This window comes from Winogradskyella haliclonae, from assembly GCF_014635865.1.
Classification (GTDB): domain Bacteria; phylum Bacteroidota; class Bacteroidia; order Flavobacteriales; family Flavobacteriaceae; genus Winogradskyella; species Winogradskyella haliclonae.
In genome coordinates, this window is the sequence record NZ_BMDQ01000004.1 from 147,525 (window position 1) to 171,491 (window position 23,967).

Sequence of the window (23,967 nt, forward strand, 5' to 3'; positions counted from 1 at the left end):
TTGCTAATATAGAAATTACTCTTAATTTTCTGTTAACAACGAAGGGAGATTTAACATATTATCAAAGTGTTTATCGGAGATTTGCGACAATTCATCGTTATAATCATCTGCAAAAAAAGCAAAGACATCAAAACCTCCATTTTTTGCTGCTTGGACACCTGTAAAACTATCTTCAATGATTAAGCACTCACTTGGTTCAAAACCCATAGTTTTTGCCGCAAGTAAAAATATATCTGGTTCTGGTTTCCACTTTTGTATTGCATAACAACTAAAAATTTTACCTTCAAAATATGGGAGCAATCCTGTTAATTTTAAATTGAGTTTAATTTTCTTTTCTGGACCACTTGAAGCTACACAAAAGGGGATTTTTAAGTTGTTAACAACGTCTTTTACACCTTCTACAGGTTTAATATTTGATTTGAAAGCTTCATAAGAGCGTCTTCTGTACTCTTCAACAAAATCATGAGGTAATGGTTTAGTTATTATTGTAGAAATATGAGCTACAACAGCCTGTATCGAATTGCCTTTAAAATGATTATAAGCATAGTCTAAATTAATATTAGAGCCTAACGCATTAGACATGTCTACCAGTACTTTATTTCCAATAGGTTCACTGTCTACAAGAACTCCATCACAGTCAAAAATGATACACTTGTATTTGGACATTTAAGGTGTAGAGTTTGACACTTGAAGGGTTTTTCCATTATAGTACTTATTGCCACTTAAAGAAAAATTGAAAACATACTCAGCCATTTCTAACGCTGTTGTTGGTGCTTTATAACCTGGGAATGCTTCTTCTAGCATTTCGGTTTGTACTGCACCTAAAGCTAATATATTAAATTGCGGCCCTGTTTCTTTATATTCTTCAGCTAGCAACTCGTTTAAAGTAATTACAGCACCTTTACTAGAGCTATATGCTGCTAATCCTGGGAATTTCATACTACCTTGGATGCCTCCCATTGAACTAATGGTCACTACGTGTCCATTACTCTTCATAAATGGCAATACAGTTCTTATCATTTCTGAAACACCAAAAACATTTGTTTGATACACCTTAGTAAAATCAGAGAAGGAAGTCTCAGCAAAAGGCTTGTTAAGTAGCTTACCTGCATTATTGATTAAAATATCAACATGTTGCCACTCATTGCGAATAAATGTCACTACTTTTTGATAATTGACTTCTTGGCTTAAATCAAAAGGAAACGACGTTACATTCTTGAGATTTAAATTACTAACTGGCTCATCATTTCTAGATAATGCCAAGACCTTATGACCTGCCTTTGAGAAAAGTTGTACCAATTCAAAACCAATACCTCGACTTGTTCCTGTAATAATTATGTACTTACTCATCGCTTAAGACTACTTCCTTGGTTGCAGCGTTCATCATACCTTCTAACGCAGGAATCATTTTATTAATAAAACTGGCCATATGATTGTAGTCCATTTTATCAGCTTCATCATCTACATGATGATAATATTCAAAATTTGTAAAATCGAAAGTAGAAATAGCATGTGCTGGCATATTTAATTCTTTAAAAAATGGAAAATTATCTGACCTGAAAAATAATTGAAACTCCTTAGCTTTTGGAAAGAATCCAACAACCTCTTCACCTGCATACGTATTTAAAGTTGTGGCAAAGTTAGAACGATTATAACCACTCATATATGCCATAGATTTATCTGCTGCTCTAGGCACTCCAATCATTTCAAAATTTATCATTGTATAGGCATCTAAACCTTGTTCCTTTAATCGTTTTGCCAAATGTGCGGAGCCCTTTAATCCCATTTCTTCGGCAGAATAAAGTGTAATCAGGATACTGCGTTTATTCGTCTTAGACTTTGAAAAATACCTTCCAAACTCCATTGCTGCAATTGTTCCTGAGGCATCGTCATTAGCACCGTTAGCAATAGTATCGCCATCAACTTCTTTACCTTTACCTATATGATCGTAATGACCACCTAAAATGACAAACTCATTTTTTAAATTTGGATCATTGCCTTCAATGACACCTACCACATTATAACCTGTAAGCTCACCAAGTTTAAATGTATCTCTATAGGTTTCGAAATAAGGTTTAATATTATTTTTTTTAAAATAATTCTCAATAAAAACTGCAGCTTTTTCTATCCCTTTGCTTCCTGTTGCTCTTCCTCCTAACTCATCAGACGCTAAATACTCCATACTTTTCTGAATATCAATAGCTTTGATTTCTATTTTTTCTGCTTTAGCAACTTCATTACCAGATTTGCCATTAGCACCATTATTACCCTTGGTTCTAAATACACAAGACGTGATAATTAAACAAGAGATTAATAGCAATGTATTGTATCTTTTCATAATAAATATTTTAAGTCTTAAAGATAAAAAAACCTGAATTGAAATAAATTCAAATCAGGTTTAAATATTACTAGATATAATTACTAGCTTAGACTAGCATTGTTATTGGATTTTCTATATATCCTTTTAAAGTCTGAAGAAATTGTGCGCCTGTTGCACCATCCACAGTTCGGTGATCACAAGCCAAAGTTAATTTCATTGTGTTACCTGCAACAACTTGACCGTTCTTAACAACTGGCTTTTGAACAATTGCACCAACAGACAGAATTGCCGAGTTAGGTTGATTGATAATAGATGTAAAACTCTCAATACCAAACATCCCTAAATTAGATATCGTAAATGTACTGCCTTCCATTTCGTCAAGCGTTAATTTCTTATCTCTGGCTCTTCGGGCATAATCTTTAACAGCAGCGCCTATTTGAGGTAAACTCTGTTCATTTGCAAAACGTACTACAGGAACAACTAATCCATCAGTTACAGCTACAGCCACGCCTATGTGAACATGATTGTTTAAACGCATTCTATCATCAAACCACTGAGAATTAACCTGTGGATGTTGACGCAATGCTAAGGCACATGCCTTAACAATCATATCATTAAATGAAATTTTTGTATCCGGAATAGAGTTGTATTGTGTACGGAATGCTATAGCATTATCCATATCAAACTCTACGTTTAAATAATAGTGTGGCGCAGTAAACTTAGACTTAGCCAAGTTCTTAGCTATGGCTTTACGCATGTTACTGTTTGCTACCTCATCAAAGTCTTCTTGTCCTGTAGCAACAAATTTAGCAACTGGTGCTGAAGATGTCGCAGCAGCAGAAGGTGTAAAGTTCTCAATATCTCGTTTAATAATTCTACCATTTTCTCCAGAACCGTTAACCTGACTTAAGTTAATACCCTTTTCTTCTGCCATTTTTTTTGCCAATGGCGAAACAAAAACACGCTCATTAGAACTAGTTTTGTCAACGGTATTAGAATTAACAGGAGTTTCCTTTTTTACTGGAGTCTTTGGTGCCTCAACTTTCTTTTCAGTCTTAGGAGCCTCATCTTTTGAAGGCGCCGCAACTTTGAAGTTTTTAACAACATCTGAAACATCAGTTCCTGCAGGGCCAATTACAGCTAATAAAGCATCTACTTTTGCAGAATCACCTTCTTGTAATCCAACATGTAACAATGTCCCTGAATTGAAAGACTCAAACTCCATTGTAGCTTTATCTGTTTCGATTTCGGCTAGAATATCGCCTTCTTCTACCTCGTCACCTACATTTTTTAACCAAGATGCCACAGTACCTTCTTCCATTGTATCACTTAAACGCGGCATAGTTACGACTATGACACCTTCAGGTATATCGACCGAAGATGTTCCAAAATCGACATCTGATATATTAGTTTCTGTGCCTTCTCCTACAGGAATAGCATCTGATTCTTCAACTTGAGCATTTCCATTTAGTAAACCAGAAATATCTTCTCCTTCTTCTCCTATGATTGCTAAAAGTTTATCTACTTCAGTCGTTTCACCTTCTTGGACACCTATGTGAAGTAATGTACCTTCATGAAAAGATTCAAACTCCATTGTAGCTTTATCTGTTTCGATTTCAGCTAAAATATCGCCTTCTTCTACTTTGTCTCCAACTTGTTTTAGCCATGTTGCAACGGTACCTTCTTCCATGGTATCGCTAAGTCTTGGCATATTAATTACTTCTGCCATAGCTTATAATTTATGTGGTATAAATGGATAATCTTCTTGTTCGTATACTGCATCGTACATGACACTCTTATCTGGATAAGGTGATTCTTCAGCAAACTTTTCACATTCTGTTACCAAATCCTTAACACGCTTATCAATGACTTTAATATCGTCTTCGGAAGCATACTTATTTTCGAGAATAATATCTTTTACTTGCTTGATTGGGTCGATTTTTTTGTATTCTTCGACCTCATCTTTAGTTCTGTAATGTTGTGCATCTGACATAGAGTGTCCTCTGTAACGATAAGTCTTAACTTCTAAGAAAGAAGGACCTCCACCGTTTCTGGCTCTAGAAATTGCTTCATCAAAAGCTTCTGCAACCTTAACAGGATTCATACCGTCTACTGGTCCCGATGGCATCTCGTAGCCTAAACCTAATTTCCAAATATCTGTATGATTGGCCGTACGCTCTACTGATGTTCCCATCGCATATCCATTGTTCTCACAAACAAATACTACAGGTAAATTCCAAAGCATCGCTAAGTTAAAAGTTTCATGTAATGATCCCTGTCTTGCAGCACCATCACCAAAACAACAGATAGTAACAGCATCTACATCGTGATACTTATCACCAAAAGCAATACCAGCACCTAAAGGAATCTGACCTCCTACAATTCCATGACCACCATAAAAACGATGCTCCTTAGAAAAAATGTGCATTGAGCCACCTAAACCATTTGAAGTTCCTGTGGCCTTACCATATAATTCTGCCATAACTCGTTTAGGATCTACACCCATACCTATTGGCTGCACATGGTTACGGTAAGCCGTAATCATTTTATCTTTTGTAAGGTCCATGGCATGCAAAGCCCCTGCTAATACAGCTTCTTGACCATTATATAAATGAAGAAAACCTCTTACTTTTTGCTGAATATAAACGGCTGCAAGTTTGTCTTCAAACTTTCGCCAGAACAACATGTCTTCATACCATTTAAGGTAAACTTCCTTTGTTACTTTTTCCATCTATCTTTTATATATAAAATGTATCTACCGTCTACATGACAAAGCAGAACAACAAAAATAATATTTTAAGCCATAACGAAGAAAAACAATTCTGTAAAAATTGCGCTATATTTTAAGTAATAACTAACGAAAACGTTACAGTACTGAGCTTTCGAAAAGTAAAGGTAAGAGATTAGCTAAAGATTCTGACTTTACAACTTTACCTTCTGCACCCATAAAATAAATTTCAATGGGTTGGTCTTGCTTAATCTCATACTCAGCTATTGCTTGTCTACATGCGCCACATGGCGGAATTGGCTTGCCAGTCACCTGATTTTGAGATGATGCTGTTAATGCCATTTTTAGCATTTTTGATTTTGGGTAGTTTGCACCAGCATAATAAATTGCCGTGCGTTCTGCACAAAGCCCAGATGGGTAAGATGCATTTTCTTGATTACTTCCAGAAACTATTTCTTCATTATCTAATAATATCGCCGCTCCTACATTAAACTTTGAATAAGGTGAATATGCATTTTCGCGAGCTTTTATTGCTGATTGCATTAATTGTTGAACATCCTTTGGGAGTTCTGTCATGGAATCATAAACTTCTAATGTGGTTTCAATTTTAACTTCCTTCATATGACACTCTTTTAGACAAAAAAACTATTGTTTTTCAACAATAGTTTTGATTAATCAGAATATAAATTTACGACTAATATTCTGTATACTCGCCATCACCAAAATTAAATGTTAGTGAGAAGCGCAATGTATTTTCTAATGGACTCTGTACACGAGACGCAGAGAACAAATATGATAAATCTAAGTTTATTGTTGTGTATTTAAATCCTGCACCTAAAGCAAAGAATTTACGAGCTCCTTTTTCTTCGGCTTCGTTAAAATATCCGGCTCTTAAAGCAAAAGAATTGTTGTAAGTATATTCAGCACCTAAGGCATAAGTAAACTCCTTTAGCTCTTCGCTAAATCCACCAGGAGCATCTCCGAAAGATTGAAAAATACCAGATAAGAAACTTACATCATTGTCTTGACCTGCTGTTATTATTGTTGGCTCATCACTATCTTGCACCTGATCACCATCTGTATCTACATATCCTAATTGTGGCGGAGTAGGTACCAATAATTTTGCTACTTCTGCGGTGATTGCAAGTTTACTATTCTGATCAAAAATAAAATCAAAACCTCCACCAAGCCTTAAATTAGTTGGTTGAAACACATCTTGTCCTCCATCATCATAACTAAACTTAGGTCCTAAGTTTTGAATAGCAAACCCTAATCTCCAACGACCATTAAAATCATTATACGCTTCCTCTTCACTTTGATAATAACCAGTAATATCTGCCCCGAAAGAACTTCCTGCATTTGCATTAGGGTCAACCTGACCAATACGTAATGCTGATCTAAAATATCTTAGACCTACAGCCATTGCAAACTGATCTGCTAATTTTAATGAATACGCAACATCCACAGCATACTCATTAGGTTTTACTGCAACACCTGGCGATGTTGCATCTTGGGTTAAAACAATTTCTCCAAGACTAAAATATTTTACACTTGCAGAAACTGCGCTATAATCATTTAGTCGATTAAAATATGTTGCATAGCTAATAGATATGTCATTCACTAATCTTGTCAAATACGGTGTAAAACTAACCCCTACACCTGATTTGGTTTCTGAAAAAGCATATTTCGCAGGATTGTACTGTTGAGAAAATCCATCAACAGATGTAGCCACACCCATATCTCCTAAAGAAGCAGAGCGAGCATCTGGAGCAACTAACATAAAAGGTATACCAGTTGTTATCACTGAAGACTGATCTGGGAAAACTATAGTTTCTTGTGAAAATGAAACATTTACGATTGCAAATGCTAATATAAAAGTTAAAGTATTTTTCATTCTTAATAGTTATCTTATTACTATATTAAATAGTTAAAAGTGTTAACAAATATAATTTAATATTACAGTATTACAAGTTTTTGAATCTTTTCTATCTGCTTATTTAAACGTTGAGATTTTACTTTTAGTTTATATATATAAACGCCTTTTCCAATTTTGTCTCCAAAATCATCTCTACCGTCCCAAACAATATCTCTTGACAAAGTACTTGTTGACTTACTAGAGGTATTAGTTTGCCCATTTAATGTTCTCACCAATTTACCCGAAACTGTAAATATCTGTACTGAAACATCCAATACATCACTACTATTATGATTAAACCAAAACTCTGTGTAGTCTACAAATGGGTTTGGGTAATTAAGTACATTGTCAATTACTAGTAATTCATTATTATTGAAAACTTCAAACTGTATTTCAGAGACTGAAGAGTTATTATAAACATCCCAAGCCTTAACTGTTAATGTATGAAGTCCTGCTTCTAAATCTCTAAATGCAAAAGTTACTGTTCCGTTTGTATAATCATCTAAGCTAGCCTCATAATAATCATTGAGTACAAAAGGGTTTGTTTCATCTCCATCTAAAATGGCAGTAATATCATGACCAATACCACTGGCTGTATTAATTCCATTATCATCTTGTAATTTGACTAACAATGTAGGCGATTCATTAGTTATACCTCCAGAAACAAAATTTTCGTCGTTCATAAACAAGTTAATCAATGGCCCAATATTGTCCTCTTCTGCATTTTCATTAATACCACCAACTTGGATATCAAAACTGTATCCATTTTGATCTTCTAACACATTATTCCGTTTTGCATAAAAGCTAACTTTCCCAGGACCCACCGGTATACCAATGTCTCTAGGTACTACAAAATCAAAGTCGAACTGACCGTTCTCTATTGTAGCTTGCCCTTTAAAAATTATTTCGCCTAATGTTGTAAAATCTAATATTATAATTCCATTATTATCAGAAGTGTTATCATTTGCTAGCGTTTGCCTTTGTATTTCTTTATCAAAAACTGTGGCTGTTAATACTCCATTATAATTCGTCAATAGATTTCCATTCAAATCAACAACTTCTCCTGACATCTTAACCTTTCCTAAAGCTTCTAAGACATCTGTAGTTTGCGAAATAGGTGTGTCATTAATATGTGTTAATCTAATATTAGGCCTTGGCACAGCTAGCTTCATAGCGGGGTCGCCTATAAAATGAACTAAACGATTTTGAGAACTTCCAGCAATAGCCGGATCTAATTTAGTTAGTCTAAGAGATTCCGCCATTGATGGGTAATCATTAGATCCATAAGCAAACAAATAATCTTCTAAAATTTCGTTATAAGTGGTACCAACACCAACAAATATTGTGCGTGTGGTTGTGATAAGTGATATGGCACCACCTTTGGTATTCCAATATGTAAATTCTCCAGCTGTTTGTAAACCAGGATTATCATATTTAGTAAAGTCACAAGTCACAGTGATAAAGCAATTAAACCTACAATTATTGTTAATCTCTTGAGAATCATTAATGTCAAATATTCGTTCATCAGCAAGACCTAACTCTCCACCATGTCCAAAATAATTAACAACTAAAACACCCACATCTATAGCATTCCTAAAAGCGTCGTTTACATCAGGATATCTATCGCCTCCTGAAGAAGATTGCTGTTGAAAAGCATCTGAATGTATTTTAATAGAATTGAAAAAAGGCTTTTGGGCTTGAACGTCTGTAGCTACGTCATCTGTAGTCTGCTGAAGTACTCTTTCAAAAGGTTCATCTACATCATCCGAAACTAATAAAATATTATTTCTCCAACTACCATAAGATTCTTGAGCATAATAGGCTTCGATTTTATCAGCTACTTCTTTTGCTCTTTGTGGACTATCAGCTATCATTCTACCAACTGCAATATCAAGACGATTAGAATTTGTAAGTGTTCCTTCATTATCGTCCATCATACCATAAAAATCATCAGAAATAAGAGAATTAGTTAAGCTAAAACTATTTAATGAAAACCATGATGGTACAAAATTGGTATTGTTATTAAGTCTATCTTTATAGTCATATGAGGCATCTCCAAACAAACCAATATACTTTACTCTGTTTTCTGGAGCACTAGCGTTATCATAAACATATCTAACAAAGTTTCTGATAGCCGCTATATCTTGACTTCCAGAACTGAATTCGTTATATATGGTCTGAAGCGTAACTACTTTTACATTTAAATCATATTCTTCTTTATTAATCTCAGCTACTCTTTGCGCTTGAGATAAAAATATTTGAGGTGTTATCAACAAATAATCAATATCCTGAAATTGACCTTGGTCATTATTAAATATTGTGCCTTTTAAGTTTTGATTTGCAACTTGACTATTAGCTTCGCGCTTAGGGCTTAAAAAATCAGAACCCGAGAATGCCACATAATTTCTTAGTTCTCCTGCTGTAGCTTTTAAATTAATCTCTGATAATGCTTCTGTATTATTAAAAGATTGAACATTAAAAATATCTGTAACATCCCAAACTTGTTCTACTTGTGCAGCATTACCAATATTATATTGAACTATTCCTGAACTTGTTGCCACGCTCCCATTTTTAAAAAACAACTGCTCGTTAGCATATATTAATTGCCGTGTAGCCTCAATATTAATATAATCTAAATAGGCTGCCGCTATAGGGTTACCGCCATTGTCATATTCGAGATTTATCTCTAAATCCTCACCTGTTACTGAAATATTACTATTAAAAGTGGCTCCTGTAGCGAAGGTAAATGCATCAGGATTAAAGGGCTGTAAATTCAAAGTCGATGCACTAGCTCCGTTAATTGTTATTGCCATAGATGAAGGTAACTCAGAAACTGAACCTAAGGTTACTGTAACTCTTACCGGGACAGAAATATCTACATTAGGTATACTGAAATTATAGTTTCTTTCATTCTCAACATCAAATTTATCACCAAACCATCGCCGCCCAACTTTAATTAAATTAAACTCATCGACTTCGTAAAAATCGTAATCTTCAAAAGTATCTATAATAATATCTGCTGGTTGGTCAGTTTGGGTTAACTCAGAAATACGTTTACCATTACCGCCACTAATGTTTACATAATAATAGGTTTTATCTGTATATAAATTTAGATTCGTATTCTGCTCCTGATTAAAACCTTGTGGTCCTTTGGCATAAAACAGAATATAGTCTTGATTATCAAAACGGCCATCTTCCTCCCCAACAAATTGAATAGCATTCTCCGTTAAATCAATTGCATGTTCAGCAGAATTAAGATATGGTAGCATTTCACCTCCATTACCATAAATTTTTAAATTCCTCGGGTCTATAGAATTTACGTTAACACCTAATTGACTCACAAAATTCTTTGACAACCTAAAAACTCCTGTAGTATCAACATAAAAACGATACCAATCTCCAGATGCTAAAACTGAATTGCTTATAATCGAAAAAGAAGATTGACTTGCTGTACGATTTGAAATACCTGTATTATAGTTGATACTAAAACTTGTTAATTTCTTAAACGTATTGCCTTCTTTTATAATTGGGTTAATTTCTAAATAAACAGAACGTTTGCCTCTGGCTTCAGTATTAACTAACATTGGTTTTATTTCTGTCTGAATAGTAGAAACATCTAAATCCTTTAATTCAGATTTAGAAATCTGGCTATAAACAGTATTACTAAGAGTTATTGAAGTTTCATCTACAAATCCATTCTCATTCCATTCAGTAAAATAGGTAAGACCATTCTCAACATCGTAACTAAAATGATTTGCATCAAAAGAAGGAACTTCAATTTTCGCATAACTTGCTTCTAAAGTTCTATGACCATTCCAATTAATCGTAAACTCCTTTTGTTGAGCAAACGAAAAAAAACAAAATAGTATAAGGAAAATAGTAGAACTCTTTTTCATTGTAAATAAACGCACAAGTTTACACCTTATTATAGGTAAGCAATTTTTATTTCAAAAGTACAACAATAATTTATTTTGACACTCGTTATTGATAAGTGAATTCAGCGGTTGAAAGCACTAAAAATCCGTTGTAATGAACAAAAAACAGGATGAAATGCATATTTTTTTACACTTTATCGATAAAAAATGTTGCTTGTTCGTCTTTAATTACTATATTGCACGTCGAATTTAAAGAACTTACTTAATCTATAGTTATGAAAAACGTCATGAATTTTAAATTAATAGCAGCTGCAGCCCTAGTAGTTACTGCTTTTAGTTGTAAACGCTCATCAAACAATAGTAACGTAGATAGCGCTACTGGTTGGGCTATTAATGACAAACAAGGTGGTTTTCAATACAACACCAAATTTAAAGAGCAAGAAACACCTCCTGGAACTGTGTTCGTAGAAGGTGGAACCTTTACCATGGGTAAAGTACAAGATGACCCAATGCATGATTGGAACAATAGTCCTTCTCAGCAACACGTTCAATCTTTTTACATGGATGAATCAGAGGTCACCAATGCTAATTATCTTATGTATTTGGACTACTTAAAAAGTGTTTACCCTCCAGATGACCCTGCTTACGCAAACATATATAGAGGTGCTTTGCCAGACACATTAGTTTGGAGAAATCGCCTAGGATATAATGAAATGATGACGGAAAACTACTTACGTCACCCTGCATATGGCAATTACCCAGTAGTTGGTGTAAGTTGGATACAAGCTGTAGAGTATGCAAGTTGGAGAACAGATAGAGTTTCAGAAATGACATTACAAAAAGCTGGATATCTTGAGAGAGATTCTCAATACAAAGCCGAAGCAAATAGTACATTTAATACGGATACTTATATTAATGCACCAACGAAAACATATGGCGGTAATGATTCTATTATTAACCCTGTAAAGTCAAGAAAGCGTGTTCAAGTAAATGCAAAAGGTGATACTATTAATGTATATGCGAAACGAGAGTCTGGACTTATTGGCCCAAAATATAGACTACCAACAGAAGTTGAGTGGGAATATGCTGCTCTTGGTATGAGTGAGCTTAGAAGCTATAACATCTACAGAGGGCGTAAAAAATATCCTTGGGATGGACAGTATACGAGATCAGGCAAGCGTGCAAAGCGTGGTGACCAGTTAGCTAACTTTAAACAAAGTAAAGGTGATTACGGTGGAATTGCAGGATGGTCTGATGATGGTGCAGATATCACACAAGAAGTGAAATACTACGAACCTAACGACTATGGTATTTATGATATGGCAGGTAATGTTGCTGAATGGGTTGCTGATGTTTACAGACCAATAGTTGATGATGAGTTTAACGATTTTAATTACTACAGAGGTAATACATATTACAAAAATGCTATTAATGATGATGGTAGTGTAAAAATTGTTCAAGAAACAGTTTATGACACCTTGAGTAATGGAAAAATTGTTGCTAGAAATCTTCCTGGTGAAATTGAAACTATACCAGTAGATGAAGATGAAACATATCTTCGCACAAACTTTGACAGAAGCGATAACAGAAACTTTAGAGATGGTGACCAAAAATCATCTAGATACTACAGAGACAATTTTGAAGATGGAGAAGACGGAAAATTTGATACTCGCAAGATGTATAACTCTCCAAAACATAGTATTGCTACTGATTCTGCTGGAGGTAAAATGCTAAAAGAATTTGATAAGTCGGACAGAAGAACATCATTAATTAACGACGAAGCTCGTGTAATAAAAGGTGGCTCTTGGAAAGACAGATCTTATTGGATTGACCCTGCTCAACGTAGATTCTTCCCTCAAGATATGGCTACAGACTATATTGGATTTAGATGTGCAGTTTCTAGAGTTGGTTCTAAATCAAAGACTAACAAAAAGAAACGTAACTAAAAAAAGTAACATAAATTTATATAAGAAGTCCTAACTAATATGTTGGGACTTTTTTATTTTTATAACTATGAAAATAGAAGAATTACATCATATCTACAAAAGCTGTAAATCTGTATGCACAGACACAAGAAAACTACAAAAAGGTGATATTTATTTTGCTTTAAAAGGCGATAATTTTGATGGTAATAAGTTTGCTAAAACTGCTTTAGAAAATGGCGCTAGCTTCTGTGTCATAGATAATCCAAGTCTTAAAAATATATCAGAAAAATTCATTTTAGTTGATGATGTATTAATAGCATTACAGCAATTAGCAAATTACCATAGAAGACAAATTTCTTTTCCCATTATTGCATTAACAGGAAGTAACGGTAAAACAACCACAAAAGAGTTAATCTATAGTGTACTATCATCGAGTTATAAAGTAAATGCTACAAAAGGAAACCTAAACAACCACATAGGTGTCCCTTTGACACTTTTAAGTTTCACTAAAGACTTAGATTTTGGAATTGTAGAAATGGGTGCAAATCATCAGAAAGAAATAGAATTTTTGAGTTCTATTGCTGAACCAGATTTTGGTTTAATTACCAATTTTGGCAAAGCACATTTAGAGGGCTTTGGAGGTGTTGAGGGTGTCATAAAAGGAAAGTCGGAGTTGTATAACTACTTAAAAGAAAACAACAAAACTGCATTTATAAATACTGATGATAAAACACAGATAGAGCAAATCGGAAATTATACGAATTGCTCCACTTTTGGCTCTACTGATACTAATGATTGTGTAATCAATTTTAAAAGTGCTAATCCTTTTGTAAAGGTTTCATACAATACGCTTTTAATTGAAAGTAAACTCATAGGAAACTATAACTATGGAAACATAGCTGTGGCAATAGCAATCGGTCAATACTTTAAAGTTTCACCACAAAAAATAAAGAATGCAATAGAAGCTTACCAACCAGATAATAATAGGTCTGAAATAATTAACATAAGAGCTAATAGGATTATTCTGGATGCTTACAATGCAAATCCTACAAGTATGTTAGCCGCTCTTAAAAACTTTAAACAGTTAGTGGCTAATAAAAAATACCTTTTCTTAGGCGATATGTTTGAGCTTGGAACATCAGCAAAAGAAGAACATCAAGCTATTGTAGATTTTGCTGAAAATAACTTTAAGGAGAATATATATCTCGTAGGTGAAAATTTTTATAAAACAAAAACCAAACCTTTGACTCAAAAATTCAACTCTTTTGAAAATTTAAAAATAGAACTTAGTGCTACAGCAATTAGCAACGCTACAATCTTAATAAAGGGCTCTCGTGGTATGGCCTTAGAACGTATTTTAGATATTCTATAAAGACTGAAAATCCATATGTAAATATGGATTTCCCTTCTTATTAAAGTGGGTCATACTGGATTCGAACCAGTGACTTCTACCCTGTCAAGGTAACACTCTGAACCAACTGAGTTAATGACCCAAATACATAAAACCAAAAAAGTCTACATTTCTGTAGACTTCTGTGGGCGCGAAGGGATTCGAACCCCTGACCCCTTGGGTGTAAACCAAGTGCTCTGAACCAACTGAGCTACGCGCCCGATTATTGGACTGCAAATATAGACTAGTTTTTAAAATCTCAAAATAATTTCAACAAAAAAATTATAATATTTCGGCAACAACAAAAGTGCTACCTCCTACATAAATACAATCCTCCTGATTAGCAGATAATTTAGCTTTTGAAAAAGCTTCATTTACTGAATTGTATGCTTCAGATAAAAATCCTTTTTTATTAAATACAGTATGCAATTCATCTGCATCCATACCTCTAGGCACATTAGGCTTACATAAATAATATTTAGCATGTTTAGGCAACAAAGAAATTATAACTTCTAAATCCTTATCATTTACCACACCAAAAACAATATGCAATTGGCCTGTACATTCTTTTTTTAACTGGCTCATTGTATGCGATAAGCCTTCTTTATTATGAGCTGTATCACATATAACCTTAGGGTTGTTAGATAAAACTTGCCATCTTCCCAATAGGCCTGTATTTTGCACCACATTCAAAAGTCCAAATTGTAATTGATTTCTAGAAATTTTGAAACCTTGATTTTTTAAAATCTCAATAGATTGCATTACTGTTTTTATATTGTGATTTTGATAAGTCCCTTTTAAATCACTTTCTATTACTTCAGGAATAGTCTGATCTGCGAAATAAATTAGAGAATTCATCTCATCCGCTTTCTCTAAAAATACTGTTTCTGTTTCAGGATGAGTCTCTCCAACAACTAAGGGTATATTAGACTTTATAATTCCTGCTTTTTCTGAAGCTATTTTTGGTAACGTATTCCCTAAAAACTGAACATGGTCAAGTCCAATATTTGTTATAACAGATAGTTCTGGTGTAATAATATTTGTAGAATCTAATCGCCCGCCAAGGCCAACTTCTATAACCGCTATATCAACCTTTTCTTTGGCAAAATAATCAAAAGCTAATCCAACAGTCATTTCAAAAAAAGAAAGCGAATTTGTTTCAAAAAATGACTTATGCTTTTTTACAAATCCCATGACAAATTGTTTTGAAATTTCTTTGCCATTAATCTTAATACGCTCTCGGTAATCTTTTAAATGCGGAGACGTATACAAACCAACCTTATAGCCTGCTTCTTGTAAGACTGAAGCTAACATGTGACTACAAGAACCTTTACCATTAGTGCCTCCAATATGAATAGATTTGAATTTTTCTTCTGGATTTTTGAGATAATTAGCTAACAGTATCGTGTTAGAGAGGTCTTTTTTATATGCAGATTGACCCTGGGATTGATACATTGGTAATTGATTAAACAACCAATTAACTGTCTCGAGATAGTTCATTTACTGACTGACATCAAAATTGATACTCACAAAGCCTATTTGTTTAGATGGTGCGTTAGCATCTGCTGGCCACTTATGGGATAATGCTATTTTTTTTGCAGGTGCTAATAAACAAGGATGCGTATTTGTAGAACCTTTAGCCCCTGGTGTAACAGAAGTGACTCTTCCGTTTTTGTCAACCTCAATACGGACAATAACCAGACCGTATTCATTACAATCTTGCTTAAATATTTTTTTACTTGGTTTGCCTCTTCCTCCTAAACCAAATCCTACACCACCTTTTCCAGGACCAGAGCCACCAAAATAACTTGGCGCATATGGGTTGCCGTTTAGCTGTCCTTTATTGCCTGGTGCATTATCTGGTCCTTCGCCACCATTATCATTGTCTTTAGAATTTTTTACACCACCTATAAGATTATCCAGTTTCTTCTTCTTTTCTGCCTCTTCTCTCTTTTTTCGTTCTTCTGCTTCACGTTTTAAACGTTCCACTCTTTCAGCTTCAGCTTTAGCACGAGCCTCAGCTTGTTTTTGCTTTTTTATAGCAATAGCTTCTTCGGTTTCTTGAGTTAAAACTTTTTCAGATTTTTCAACTGTCTTTAGAGGTTTGACCTCCTCTTGCTTTACTTTCTGTTCTTCGACATTTTTAGGAGTATCTGCCTGCTTTGGCTTACTTAATGGTTTATTACCACTACCAAAGTTATTGGTTCCGAAATTAACTGCAACGCCATACTCTTCTGGTGGATCCATATACTGAGGTCCCACGACAAAAATGAGCAGCACTAAAATTAATAGGATTAGCGTTGTTATCTTTGCAGAATTTTTTTCGTGTTTAGTTTTTAAATACTTCATTTAAGAACAATATTATAATACAATAACGAAAATCGCAGTTAAAATATTATTGTTTTGCAAACCTAATAGGTGCAGAAAAAGGTACAATAACTGGTTTCCCTTGTTGTATGCCCGGTTTTAATTTAGGTAACATCTTAGTGACTCTCACTGCTTCTGCCACCAATTTCGGGTCCGCTGCTCTAGCTCTTATATCAATAATCTGGCCAGTTTTACTTATTTTGAAATAAATTGTAATTTTTTGACTTCCTGTAAAACCTAAATCAGATGCTATGGTTTGGTCGAAATTAGCACCAACAAATTGGGCCACTTTTTGACTCATGCACTTTTTCCTTGCCGCATTATCTAAACCCTCGCATCCAGGATATATTGGTGCCTCTTCAATGAGTGCAAAGCCAACTACATCACTACCTCCGTTTTTATTTTTTGCTTCGGCAGCAGCTGCAGCAGCTTTTCTGTCTGCTTCTGCTTTAGCGGCGGCAGCTTTTGCAGCGGCAGCCTTATCTGCTCTTTCTTTTGCTTCTCTTGCTTCCCTTGCTTCTCTTTCAGCTTTAGCTGCTTTTCTGGCTTCTGCATCTGCTTTGGCTTTTGCTTCACGTTCAGCTCTTGCCTTCTCTTCAGCAGCCTTTTCTGCTTCAGCTTTTTCTTTGGCTAATTTTTCAGCTTCAAGTCTTAATGCCTCCGCTTCTTGTTGGGCTAAGAGCTCTTCTGCAGCCTTCTCTTTTGCTGCTTCTTCAGCCGCTTTTTCTGCAGCTTCTTGTTCAGCTTTTTTCTCTTCACTTGGCGCTTCTTCTATAGGCTCTTCTTCAGGCTTTTCTTCTGGTTCTTCTTCTACTGATTCTTCTTGTTGCTCTTCTTCAATTTGTTCTTCAGTATCAGTTTCTTCCTCTTGAACATCTTCAACAACTTCTTCTGATTTTGTAGGATTATCTGGAGCCATTTTATTGTTAATAACACTTGGCTCCCCAAAGTTTATGGCGACTCCATATTCCTCTGGTATTTCTTTGTACGGCGCACCAACTACAAACATTAACAACGCTATAATAAGCACAGTTAAACCTGTTATTTTAGCAGAATTACGCTCGTGTTTTGTTTTGAGGTATTTCATTGTTGGTTATGGTAAAAATGGGTTATTCTCTAATTAGACTTTACGGCTAATGTAGATTTTATCTTATTCCTATTAGCTATATCCATAATAAAGACCACATGTTTTAAATCTACATCTTGATCTGACCTAATAGTAATTGTTGGTGAGTCAGAGCTTCCAACTTTTTCTAACACTGCTGTTTCTAATTGATTTTTGGGCACTTGCTTTAAATCTACAAAGTATTGCAGTTTTTTATTGACACTTACTGACACATTTTTTGTTTGCGTTGTTTTACTGCTCGATTTAGGCAGTAATAAATCAATAGCTTCTGCAGAAACTAAAGTAGACGCAATCATAAAAAATATCAGCAACAGGAATACAATATCTGTCATTGAAGACATATTGAATTCTGGTGTTACTTTATTTCTTCCTCGTAAATTCATATCAGATAGGCTCGTTTAAAAGGTCTAAAAATTCAAGCGAATTTGCTTCCATTTTATAAACAACCTTATTTGTTTTTACTACTAAATGGTTGTAAGCAATGTAAGCAATAATACCTACTATAAGTCCTCCAACTGTCGTTGTCATCGCTGTATAAAGTCCGTCGGCTAGTGTTTTGATATCTATTGAACCTCCAGAGTTTGCAATCTCAAAAATTGATAAAATCATCCCAATTACTGTTCCTAAGAACCCAATCATAGGCGCAGCACCAGAAATAGTAGCTAAAACACTTACGTTTTTTTCTAAACCATAAATTTCTAAACGGCCTGCATTTTCAATAGCTGTATTAATATCGTCAAGGGGTTTTCCGATTCTTGATATTCCTTTACTGATTAATCGCGATACTGGAGAGTTTGCTTGAGAACATAAATTTTGAGCAGAATCAATTTTTCCATCACTGACATAATCTCTAATTTGATTCATGAAATTAGAATCGACTTTAGAAGCTTCTTTAATGGCAAAAATTCTTTCGAAATAAATATATACTGCCGCAATAAATAAAATAGCTAGAATAGTTATTATTACAATTCCTGCAGTTCCGCCAGTAGTAATTAATTCTATAATAGATAATGTTTTTTCTACTGATTCGCCTTCTACTAAAGGGTCTGTCTCTTGTAAAATAGTGTTTAACATAGTAGATTATTGGTTTTAAATGATTTGGTATATAACGTAAAAAAAATGATTAACGTGTGTTTAAAATAAAGTTCTTGTGACCATAAATGCTGCAGCACCAGCAATAAAGCCTAATAAGGCTAGCCATGATATTTTTTTAAGATACCAGAAAAAGTCTATTTTTTCCATTCCCATAGCTACAACACCGGCAGCCGAACCGATAATAAGCATACTACCACCTGTTCCAGCAGAATAGGCAATAAAATGCCATAATGTATCATCTAATGGCTCAGTAAACATTCCTAAACTTGCTGCTACTAAAGGCACATTATCTATTACTGCAGAGCCAACTCCAAGAAGAAGCACTACTAAATCTGATACTGCTGTTCCGGCCATCTCTGTCCCCATCATTGGCATTGTATCTTGTAATGTATTGGCAAAGCCAAACAAAATCCCTAATGATTCTAAAGCCGCAACTGCCATTAAAATTCCTAAGAAGAATAAAATACTTGGCATTTCTATTCTTGACAATGAACGGTGAACTGGGCTATGATGTTCATGTCCCACAGCTTCTCCTTGTCCGACTTGAGACATTGAGAAACGAGAACTTGTATATATCTCAGCAAAAATTGCAACAATACCTAGAGCCAACATCATTCCTACATAAGGTGGTAAATGTGTGACAACCTTAAAAAACGGTACAGATACTATAGCTCCTAGACCTAAAAATAACATTGTTGAACTAAATCTGCTCTTTACTTTTGCATCATCATCTTGCAATTCTAATTCGCCTTTAAAAGGTTTTAAAAATGATGCAATTAATGTTGGCACAACCATGCATAATACAGATGGTACAAATAGGTATAAGAATAGTTTTCCAGTAGAAACTTTGTCTCCTATCCACAGCATTGTAGTTGTAACATCACCAATTGGTGACCATGCGCCACCAGCATTAGCAGCAATAATTATTAGACCTGCATACCATATACGAATACTTCTATCCTTTACAATTTTTTGAAGTATAGAAATCAAAACTATTGTGGCAGTTAAATTATCTATTATAGCAGATAACACAAATGCTAGAATTGAAAACAACCATAACAGTTTCTTTCTACTTTTGAAGTTTACGGCTGCTTTTATGGTAGAAAATCCATCAAAATAATCTATAATTTCAACTATTGTCATTGCTCCTAGTAAAAACACTAATATTTCAGCTGTTTTACCCAAATGATGAAGCAAGGTTTCCTCCATTAAATGCATCTTTTCTTCATGTGGAAGTAAGCCAAAATTATCCATTAAAGTATGCTTAGCAGAGTCAAACCATTGCGGGAAAGCGTCAATTCCTAAGGATATTAATGCCCAACTTATTGCCATCATTACTAATGCAGGAATAAGCTTATCGATTTTAATGCTATGCTCTAAAGTGATGGCCAAATAACCAAACACAAATACTAATACTATAATGGTCTCCATAGAAATTATATTAATTGTTTAAGTGCTATCTCAAATGCAGTTGCACTAATTCCTGTTTTATTTTTATTATTTGTATATATATCTTGAAGGGCTTTTTTAATAACCTCAGATGTATCATCAAAAATAGCATCGTCTGTCATTTGCACCTTACGCTCCATAAAATACGCAAAAACTCTCGCCATTCCACAATTTGATATAAAATCTGGAATAAGGCTTACCCTATTATCTGTATGTTCCATGATTGGCCCAAAGAAAATTTCTTTATCAGCAAAAGGAACATTAGCACCACAAGAGATAACCTCTAAGCCTGTATTGATAAGCTGATCTATTTGATTTTGAGTAATCAATCTAGATGCCGCACATGGCGCAAACACTTCTGCTTCTAGAGACCATATTCTTTCGTTCATCTCGTTAAAAGGAATTAGGTCTTTATTACCTAAAGTATTTCCTTTTTTTAACAAATACATAGCTCTTACTTCTTCAAAGGTAAAACCATCTTCATTAATTAATCCACCAACACGATCAATTATTCCAACAATTTTTGCTCCCATCTGAGCTAGATAAAAAGCTGCGGCTGCACCTACATTACCAAAGCCTTGAACAATAGCTCTTTTTCCTTTGATGCTATCTCCATGTATATCATAGAAATGTTTTGCAGCTACAGCTACACCAAAACCAGTAATCATATCCGCTACTGTATACTTTTTTGATACATCTGGAGAATAATTAGTGTTTTCAATAACTTTAATAACGCCATGCCTTAATTGACCAATTCTATTGATTTTATCTGCAGCTGTTGGTTTAAAATGTCCTTCAAAAACACCTTCTTGAGGGTGCCAAACGCCACTCTCTTCAGTAATTGGGATTACTTCATGAATTTCATCAACATTAAGGTCACCTCCAGTGCCATAATAACTTTTAAGCAATGGTGAAACTGCTGCATACCAACGCTCTAGAACTCCTTTTTTTCTTTCATCGTTTGGATTAAAATTAATTCCAGATTTTGCACCACCAATGGCTGGTCCAGAAACTGTAAACTTTACTTCCATTGTTTTTGCTAACGACAAAACTTCGTTCTTATCTAAACCTTGACGCATTCTTGTACCGCCTCCTGCTGCACCGCCACGAAGTGAGTTTATTACAGTCCAACCTTCAGCTTCAGTTTCGGCATCATTCCAATGAAATACAATTTCGGGCGCTTTATTTTCGTATGTGTTTAGTAAATCTTTTATGAGAGACATTAGTTAGTTTTAGTTGATTAACAAATATAAAAAACTCTAAATGCATAATGTAAATTATACATTAATTTTAGGATTAAATATTTTTCCAGAAGAATGGTCTTTTTTTGCACCAGTCACGCTCTTAAGACAATTGACCTCATTTCTATCTTTCAACACACCCAAAAGACCAAATATTAAAGCTTCTTTATATTCTACGATTTCATTATCGGGAATTATAATTTTAGATTTTGAAAGCGTTTCAATTCTTTCTATTAAAAATGAGTTATACGCACCACCACCAGTAACAAGCGTCTTTGCTTGCTTTACATTTATATGTTTTGAAATCTGAACAGCAATATGTTCTACTATAGTCTTCAATATATCCTTCGTTTCAAGATTAAAGCTATCTATTAATGGAAAAACAATTTCTTTAACCCATTCTAAACCCAACGACTTTGGAGCACTTTGCTTGTAAAACGGTAAGTTATTTATTTGCTCTAATAGCGAAATATTAATAGTTCCTGACCGAGCAATCTTACCTTTATCATCATAATCGACATCTAAATAATTTACATAATGGTTTAAAACTATGTTTACTGGACAGATATCAAAAGCAATTCGCTGCTTATTTTCTTCAAATGAAATATTTGCAAAACCACCAAGGTTAATACAAAAATCGTAGTTACTAAACAACAATCTGTCTCCAATTGGTACTAACGGAGCGCCTTGGCCACCAAGTTCTACATCTTGAACTCTAAAATCGCATATTACTTTTTGCTTAAGAGTATCAGCAAGAATTTGCCGATTTCCTATTTGATAAGTATAACCTTGGTCAGGACTATGAAGTGCTGTATGTCCATGAGAAGCAATAAAATCAATGCCCTCAATACTATTCCTATTTATAAAATTTAGAACTTTATGTGCTAAATATTCGGAATACTTACTATCTATTTGATTTAATTTAGCTTTAGAAAACTGTATTAAAGTTTTTAGTTTTTGTTTCCACTCTTCAGAATAAGGTATGGTTTCAAAATCAATAATTTTAAAATTCCATTTGCCATCAAATGAGAATTTTGAATACAAAATGTCTATCCCATCAAGTGAAGTTCCAGACATTACAGATACAACATAATAGTTATTTATTAACATATAAGTAAAATTACTATTATCCATTGAAAATAACACAACAAACAGTTATCTTTGCAACGAATTTTTAGGAAATCAATAATAAACTATTTTTTATGGACTTTAGCTTAACAGAAGAGCATTTAATGATACGCGATGCTGCTCGCGATTTTGCACAAACTGAATTACTACCAGGTGTTATAGAACGTGATAACGCACAAACATTTCCTGATGAATTAGTTCGTAAAATGGGTGAGTTAGGATTTATGGGAATTATGGTAGATCCAAAATATGGCGGAAGTGGTATGGATGCTATTTCTTATGTTCTTATTATGGAAGAACTATCAAAAATTGATGCTTCTGCCTCTGTTATGGTTTCTGTAAATAATTCATTGGTTTGTTATGGCCTTGAAGCTTTTGGTACTGAAGAACAAAAGCAAAAGTATTTAACCAAGTTAGCCACTGGAGAGAGTATTGGAGCATTTTGTTTAAGTGAACCTGAAGCTGGTAGTGATGCTACTTCACAAAAAACAACAGCTATCGATATGGGTGATCATTATATAATTAATGGTACAAAAAATTGGATTACAAACGGAGGTCGCTCTGATGTGTATTTAGTCATTGCTCAAACGGATAGAGAAAAAGGACATAAAGGTATCAATGCTTTTATTGTTGAAAAAGGTATGCCTGGTTTCGATATAGGGCCAAAAGAAGATAAATTAGGCATTCGAGGTAGTGATACACATACCCTGCAGTTTAATGATGTAAAAGTGCCTAAAGAAAATAGAATTGGTGACGATGGTTTTGGTTTTAAGTTTGCTATGAAAACCCTATCTGGAGGACGAATTGGTATTGCAGCTCAAGCATTAGGTATTGCATCTGGGGCTTATGAATTAGCATTAAAATATTCTAAAGAACGTAAAGCATTTGGAACCGAGATTTGTAATCACCAAGCTATAGCTTTTAAATTAGCAGATATGTATACCGAAGTTGAAGCAGCTAGAATGTTAGTAATGAAAGCTGCTTGGGATAAAGACCAAGGCAACAATTACGATATGTCTAGCGCAATGGCTAAATTATACGCTTCTAAAGTAGCTATGGAACAAACTGTTGAAGCTGTGCAAATTCACGGTGGAAATGGTTTTGTAAAAGAATATCATGTTGAGCGTTTGATGCGTGATGCAAAGATTACTCAGATATATGAAGGCACTTCTGAAATACAGAAAATTGTAATTTCTAGAGGTGTTATAAGAGGATAATAATTATCACTTAGATATATTAAAAAAGGCTTTAGACTATACAGTTTGAAGCCCTTTTTATTTAATTAATTATCCATTTTATAGCAACAGCTACTTCTATCCCCAAAAAATATTGTTAGTCAATTATAAAAACAAAAAAAGACCCAATCGTTAGATTGAGTCTTTCAAAAAAGGCGGCGACCTACTCTTCC

Annotated in this window: 19 protein-coding genes and 2 tRNA genes; 3 read left to right on the forward strand and 18 right to left on the reverse strand. The window is 34.3% G+C overall.

Translation table 11 applies throughout. The features are described 5' to 3' along the window. Positions 1–21: 21 nt before the first annotated feature. The 8 genes from IEV10_RS13395 to porU form a co-directional block, all read right to left on the reverse strand. Positions 22–666 carry an HAD family hydrolase gene (locus tag IEV10_RS13395; RefSeq protein WP_188375246.1) on the reverse strand — a complete coding sequence of 215 codons (645 nt, stop codon included), beginning with the start codon at positions 664–666 and terminating at the stop codon, positions 22–24. Next, on the reverse strand, positions 667–1,350 hold the full coding sequence (locus tag IEV10_RS13400) for an SDR family oxidoreductase (RefSeq protein ID WP_188375247.1): 684 nt from the start codon (positions 1,348–1,350) through the stop codon (positions 667–669). Further along, a complete protein-coding gene (locus tag IEV10_RS13405; protein ID WP_188375248.1) occupies positions 1,343–2,338 on the reverse strand; it encodes a M28 family metallopeptidase in 996 nt (331 codons plus the stop codon). The genes IEV10_RS13400 and IEV10_RS13405 overlap by 8 nt, the downstream gene beginning before the upstream one ends. 88 nt (positions 2,339–2,426) lie before the next feature. Next, a complete protein-coding gene (locus tag IEV10_RS13410) occupies positions 2,427–4,049 on the reverse strand; it encodes a pyruvate dehydrogenase complex dihydrolipoamide acetyltransferase (RefSeq protein WP_188375249.1) in 1,623 nt (540 codons plus the stop codon). 3 nt (positions 4,050–4,052) lie between these two features. Further along, positions 4,053–5,051, reverse strand: coding sequence for a pyruvate dehydrogenase (acetyl-transferring) E1 component subunit alpha (gene pdhA, locus IEV10_RS13415; protein WP_188375250.1), 999 nt, complete (start codon positions 5,049–5,051; stop codon positions 4,053–4,055). 135 nt (positions 5,052–5,186) lie between these two features. Then, positions 5,187–5,669, reverse strand: a complete 483-nt coding sequence (cdd, locus tag IEV10_RS13420; protein WP_188375251.1) for a cytidine deaminase — start codon at positions 5,667–5,669, stop codon at positions 5,187–5,189. A gap of 73 nt (positions 5,670–5,742) precedes the next feature. Continuing rightward, positions 5,743–6,942: a type IX secretion system outer membrane channel protein PorV gene (porV, locus tag IEV10_RS13425; RefSeq protein ID WP_188375252.1), complete on the reverse strand. Its 1,200-nt coding sequence runs from the start codon at positions 6,940–6,942 to the stop codon at positions 5,743–5,745. A 62-nt stretch (positions 6,943–7,004) separates the two neighbouring features. Continuing rightward, positions 7,005–10,859: a type IX secretion system sortase PorU gene (porU, locus tag IEV10_RS13430; protein WP_188375253.1), complete on the reverse strand. Its 3,855-nt coding sequence runs from the start codon at positions 10,857–10,859 to the stop codon at positions 7,005–7,007. Positions 10,860–11,113: 254 nt separating this feature from the next. Here porU and gldJ point away from each other — a divergent pair, with 254 nt between their 5' ends. Then, the gene (gldJ, locus tag IEV10_RS13435; RefSeq protein ID WP_188375254.1) at positions 11,114–12,784 is read left to right on the forward strand and encodes a gliding motility lipoprotein GldJ; all 1,671 of its coding nucleotides are present in this window, start codon (positions 11,114–11,116) and stop codon (positions 12,782–12,784) included. A gap of 67 nt (positions 12,785–12,851) precedes the next feature. Further along, the gene (locus IEV10_RS13440) at positions 12,852–14,135 is read left to right on the forward strand and encodes a UDP-N-acetylmuramoyl-tripeptide--D-alanyl-D-alanine ligase (protein WP_188375255.1); all 1,284 of its coding nucleotides are present in this window, start codon (positions 12,852–12,854) and stop codon (positions 14,133–14,135) included. A gap of 46 nt (positions 14,136–14,181) precedes the next feature. Here the strand turns inward: IEV10_RS13440 and IEV10_RS13445 are convergent. The 10 genes from IEV10_RS13445 to IEV10_RS13490 all read right to left on the reverse strand — a co-directional run bounded on the left by IEV10_RS13445 (position 14,182) and on the right by IEV10_RS13490 (position 22,541). After that, positions 14,182–14,256, reverse strand: a tRNA-Val gene (locus IEV10_RS13445). A gap of 43 nt (positions 14,257–14,299) precedes the next feature. Beyond that, a tRNA-Val gene (locus IEV10_RS13450) sits at positions 14,300–14,374 on the reverse strand. 61 nt (positions 14,375–14,435) lie between these two features. Continuing rightward, positions 14,436–15,653 carry a bifunctional folylpolyglutamate synthase/dihydrofolate synthase gene (locus IEV10_RS13455; protein ID WP_188375256.1) on the reverse strand — a complete coding sequence of 406 codons (1,218 nt, stop codon included), beginning with the start codon at positions 15,651–15,653 and terminating at the stop codon, positions 14,436–14,438. Next, on the reverse strand, positions 15,654–16,502 hold the full coding sequence (locus tag IEV10_RS13460) for an energy transducer TonB (protein WP_188375257.1): 849 nt from the start codon (positions 16,500–16,502) through the stop codon (positions 15,654–15,656). 46 nt (positions 16,503–16,548) lie between these two features. Further along, on the reverse strand, positions 16,549–17,607 hold the full coding sequence (gene tolA, locus IEV10_RS13465) for a cell envelope integrity protein TolA (RefSeq protein ID WP_188375258.1): 1,059 nt from the start codon (positions 17,605–17,607) through the stop codon (positions 16,549–16,551). 29 nt (positions 17,608–17,636) lie between these two features. Next, a complete protein-coding gene (locus IEV10_RS13470) occupies positions 17,637–18,029 on the reverse strand; it encodes an ExbD/TolR family protein (protein ID WP_188375259.1) in 393 nt (130 codons plus the stop codon). A 1-nt stretch (position 18,030) separates the two neighbouring features. Continuing rightward, on the reverse strand, positions 18,031–18,720 hold the full coding sequence (locus IEV10_RS13475) for a MotA/TolQ/ExbB proton channel family protein (RefSeq protein ID WP_188375260.1): 690 nt from the start codon (positions 18,718–18,720) through the stop codon (positions 18,031–18,033). A gap of 60 nt (positions 18,721–18,780) precedes the next feature. Beyond that, positions 18,781–20,172, reverse strand: a complete 1,392-nt coding sequence (nhaD, locus tag IEV10_RS13480; RefSeq protein WP_188375261.1) for a sodium:proton antiporter NhaD — start codon at positions 20,170–20,172, stop codon at positions 18,781–18,783. A 5-nt stretch (positions 20,173–20,177) separates the two neighbouring features. Beyond that, positions 20,178–21,404, reverse strand: coding sequence for a Glu/Leu/Phe/Val dehydrogenase dimerization domain-containing protein (locus IEV10_RS13485; protein ID WP_188375266.1), 1,227 nt, complete (start codon positions 21,402–21,404; stop codon positions 20,178–20,180). Positions 21,405–21,467: 63 nt separating this feature from the next. Beyond that, a complete protein-coding gene (locus IEV10_RS13490) occupies positions 21,468–22,541 on the reverse strand; it encodes an anhydro-N-acetylmuramic acid kinase (RefSeq protein WP_188375262.1) in 1,074 nt (357 codons plus the stop codon). 92 nt (positions 22,542–22,633) lie between these two features. Between IEV10_RS13490 and IEV10_RS13495 the strand changes: the two genes are divergently transcribed. Then, complete coding sequence (locus tag IEV10_RS13495) at positions 22,634–23,776, forward strand: acyl-CoA dehydrogenase (protein WP_188375263.1); 1,143 nt, start codon at positions 22,634–22,636, stop codon at positions 23,774–23,776. The last annotated feature ends 191 nt before the right edge of the window (positions 23,777–23,967 follow it).

Excerpts from the sequence above, each read along its gene's own strand:
- IEV10_RS13470 (WP_188375259.1), bottom strand. The coding sequence starts at position 18,029 with ATGAATTTACGAGGAAGAAATAAAGTAACACCAGAATTCAATATGTCT.
- IEV10_RS13475 (WP_188375260.1), bottom strand. The coding sequence starts at position 18,720 with ATGTTAAACACTATTTTACAAGAGACAGACCCTTTAGTAGAAGGCGAA.
- IEV10_RS13495 (WP_188375263.1), top strand. The coding sequence starts at position 22,634 with ATGGACTTTAGCTTAACAGAAGAGCATTTAATGATACGCGATGCTGCT.
- IEV10_RS13460 (WP_188375257.1), bottom strand. The coding sequence starts at position 16,502 with ATGAAGTATTTAAAAACTAAACACGAAAAAAATTCTGCAAAGATAACA.
- porV (WP_188375252.1), bottom strand. The coding sequence starts at position 6,942 with ATGAAAAATACTTTAACTTTTATATTAGCATTTGCAATCGTAAATGTT.
- IEV10_RS13455 (WP_188375256.1), bottom strand. The coding sequence starts at position 15,653 with ATGAACTATCTCGAGACAGTTAATTGGTTGTTTAATCAATTACCAATG.
- IEV10_RS13410 (WP_188375249.1), bottom strand. The coding sequence starts at position 4,049 with ATGGCAGAAGTAATTAATATGCCAAGACTTAGCGATACCATGGAAGAA.
- cdd (WP_188375251.1), bottom strand. The coding sequence starts at position 5,669 with ATGAAGGAAGTTAAAATTGAAACCACATTAGAAGTTTATGATTCCATG.
- gldJ (WP_188375254.1), top strand. The coding sequence starts at position 11,114 with ATGAAAAACGTCATGAATTTTAAATTAATAGCAGCTGCAGCCCTAGTA.
- pdhA (WP_188375250.1), bottom strand. The coding sequence starts at position 5,051 with ATGGAAAAAGTAACAAAGGAAGTTTACCTTAAATGGTATGAAGACATG.
- IEV10_RS13405 (WP_188375248.1), bottom strand. The coding sequence starts at position 2,338 with ATGAAAAGATACAATACATTGCTATTAATCTCTTGTTTAATTATCACG.
- IEV10_RS13490 (WP_188375262.1), bottom strand. The coding sequence starts at position 22,541 with ATGTTAATAAATAACTATTATGTTGTATCTGTAATGTCTGGAACTTCA.
- tolA (WP_188375258.1), bottom strand. The coding sequence starts at position 17,607 with ATGAAATACCTCAAAACAAAACACGAGCGTAATTCTGCTAAAATAACA.
- porU (WP_188375253.1), bottom strand. The coding sequence starts at position 10,859 with ATGAAAAAGAGTTCTACTATTTTCCTTATACTATTTTGTTTTTTTTCG.
- IEV10_RS13440 (WP_188375255.1), top strand. The coding sequence starts at position 12,852 with ATGAAAATAGAAGAATTACATCATATCTACAAAAGCTGTAAATCTGTA.
- IEV10_RS13400 (WP_188375247.1), bottom strand. The coding sequence starts at position 1,350 with ATGAGTAAGTACATAATTATTACAGGAACAAGTCGAGGTATTGGTTTT.
- nhaD (WP_188375261.1), bottom strand. The coding sequence starts at position 20,172 with ATGGAGACCATTATAGTATTAGTATTTGTGTTTGGTTATTTGGCCATC.
- IEV10_RS13395 (WP_188375246.1), bottom strand. The coding sequence starts at position 666 with ATGTCCAAATACAAGTGTATCATTTTTGACTGTGATGGAGTTCTTGTA.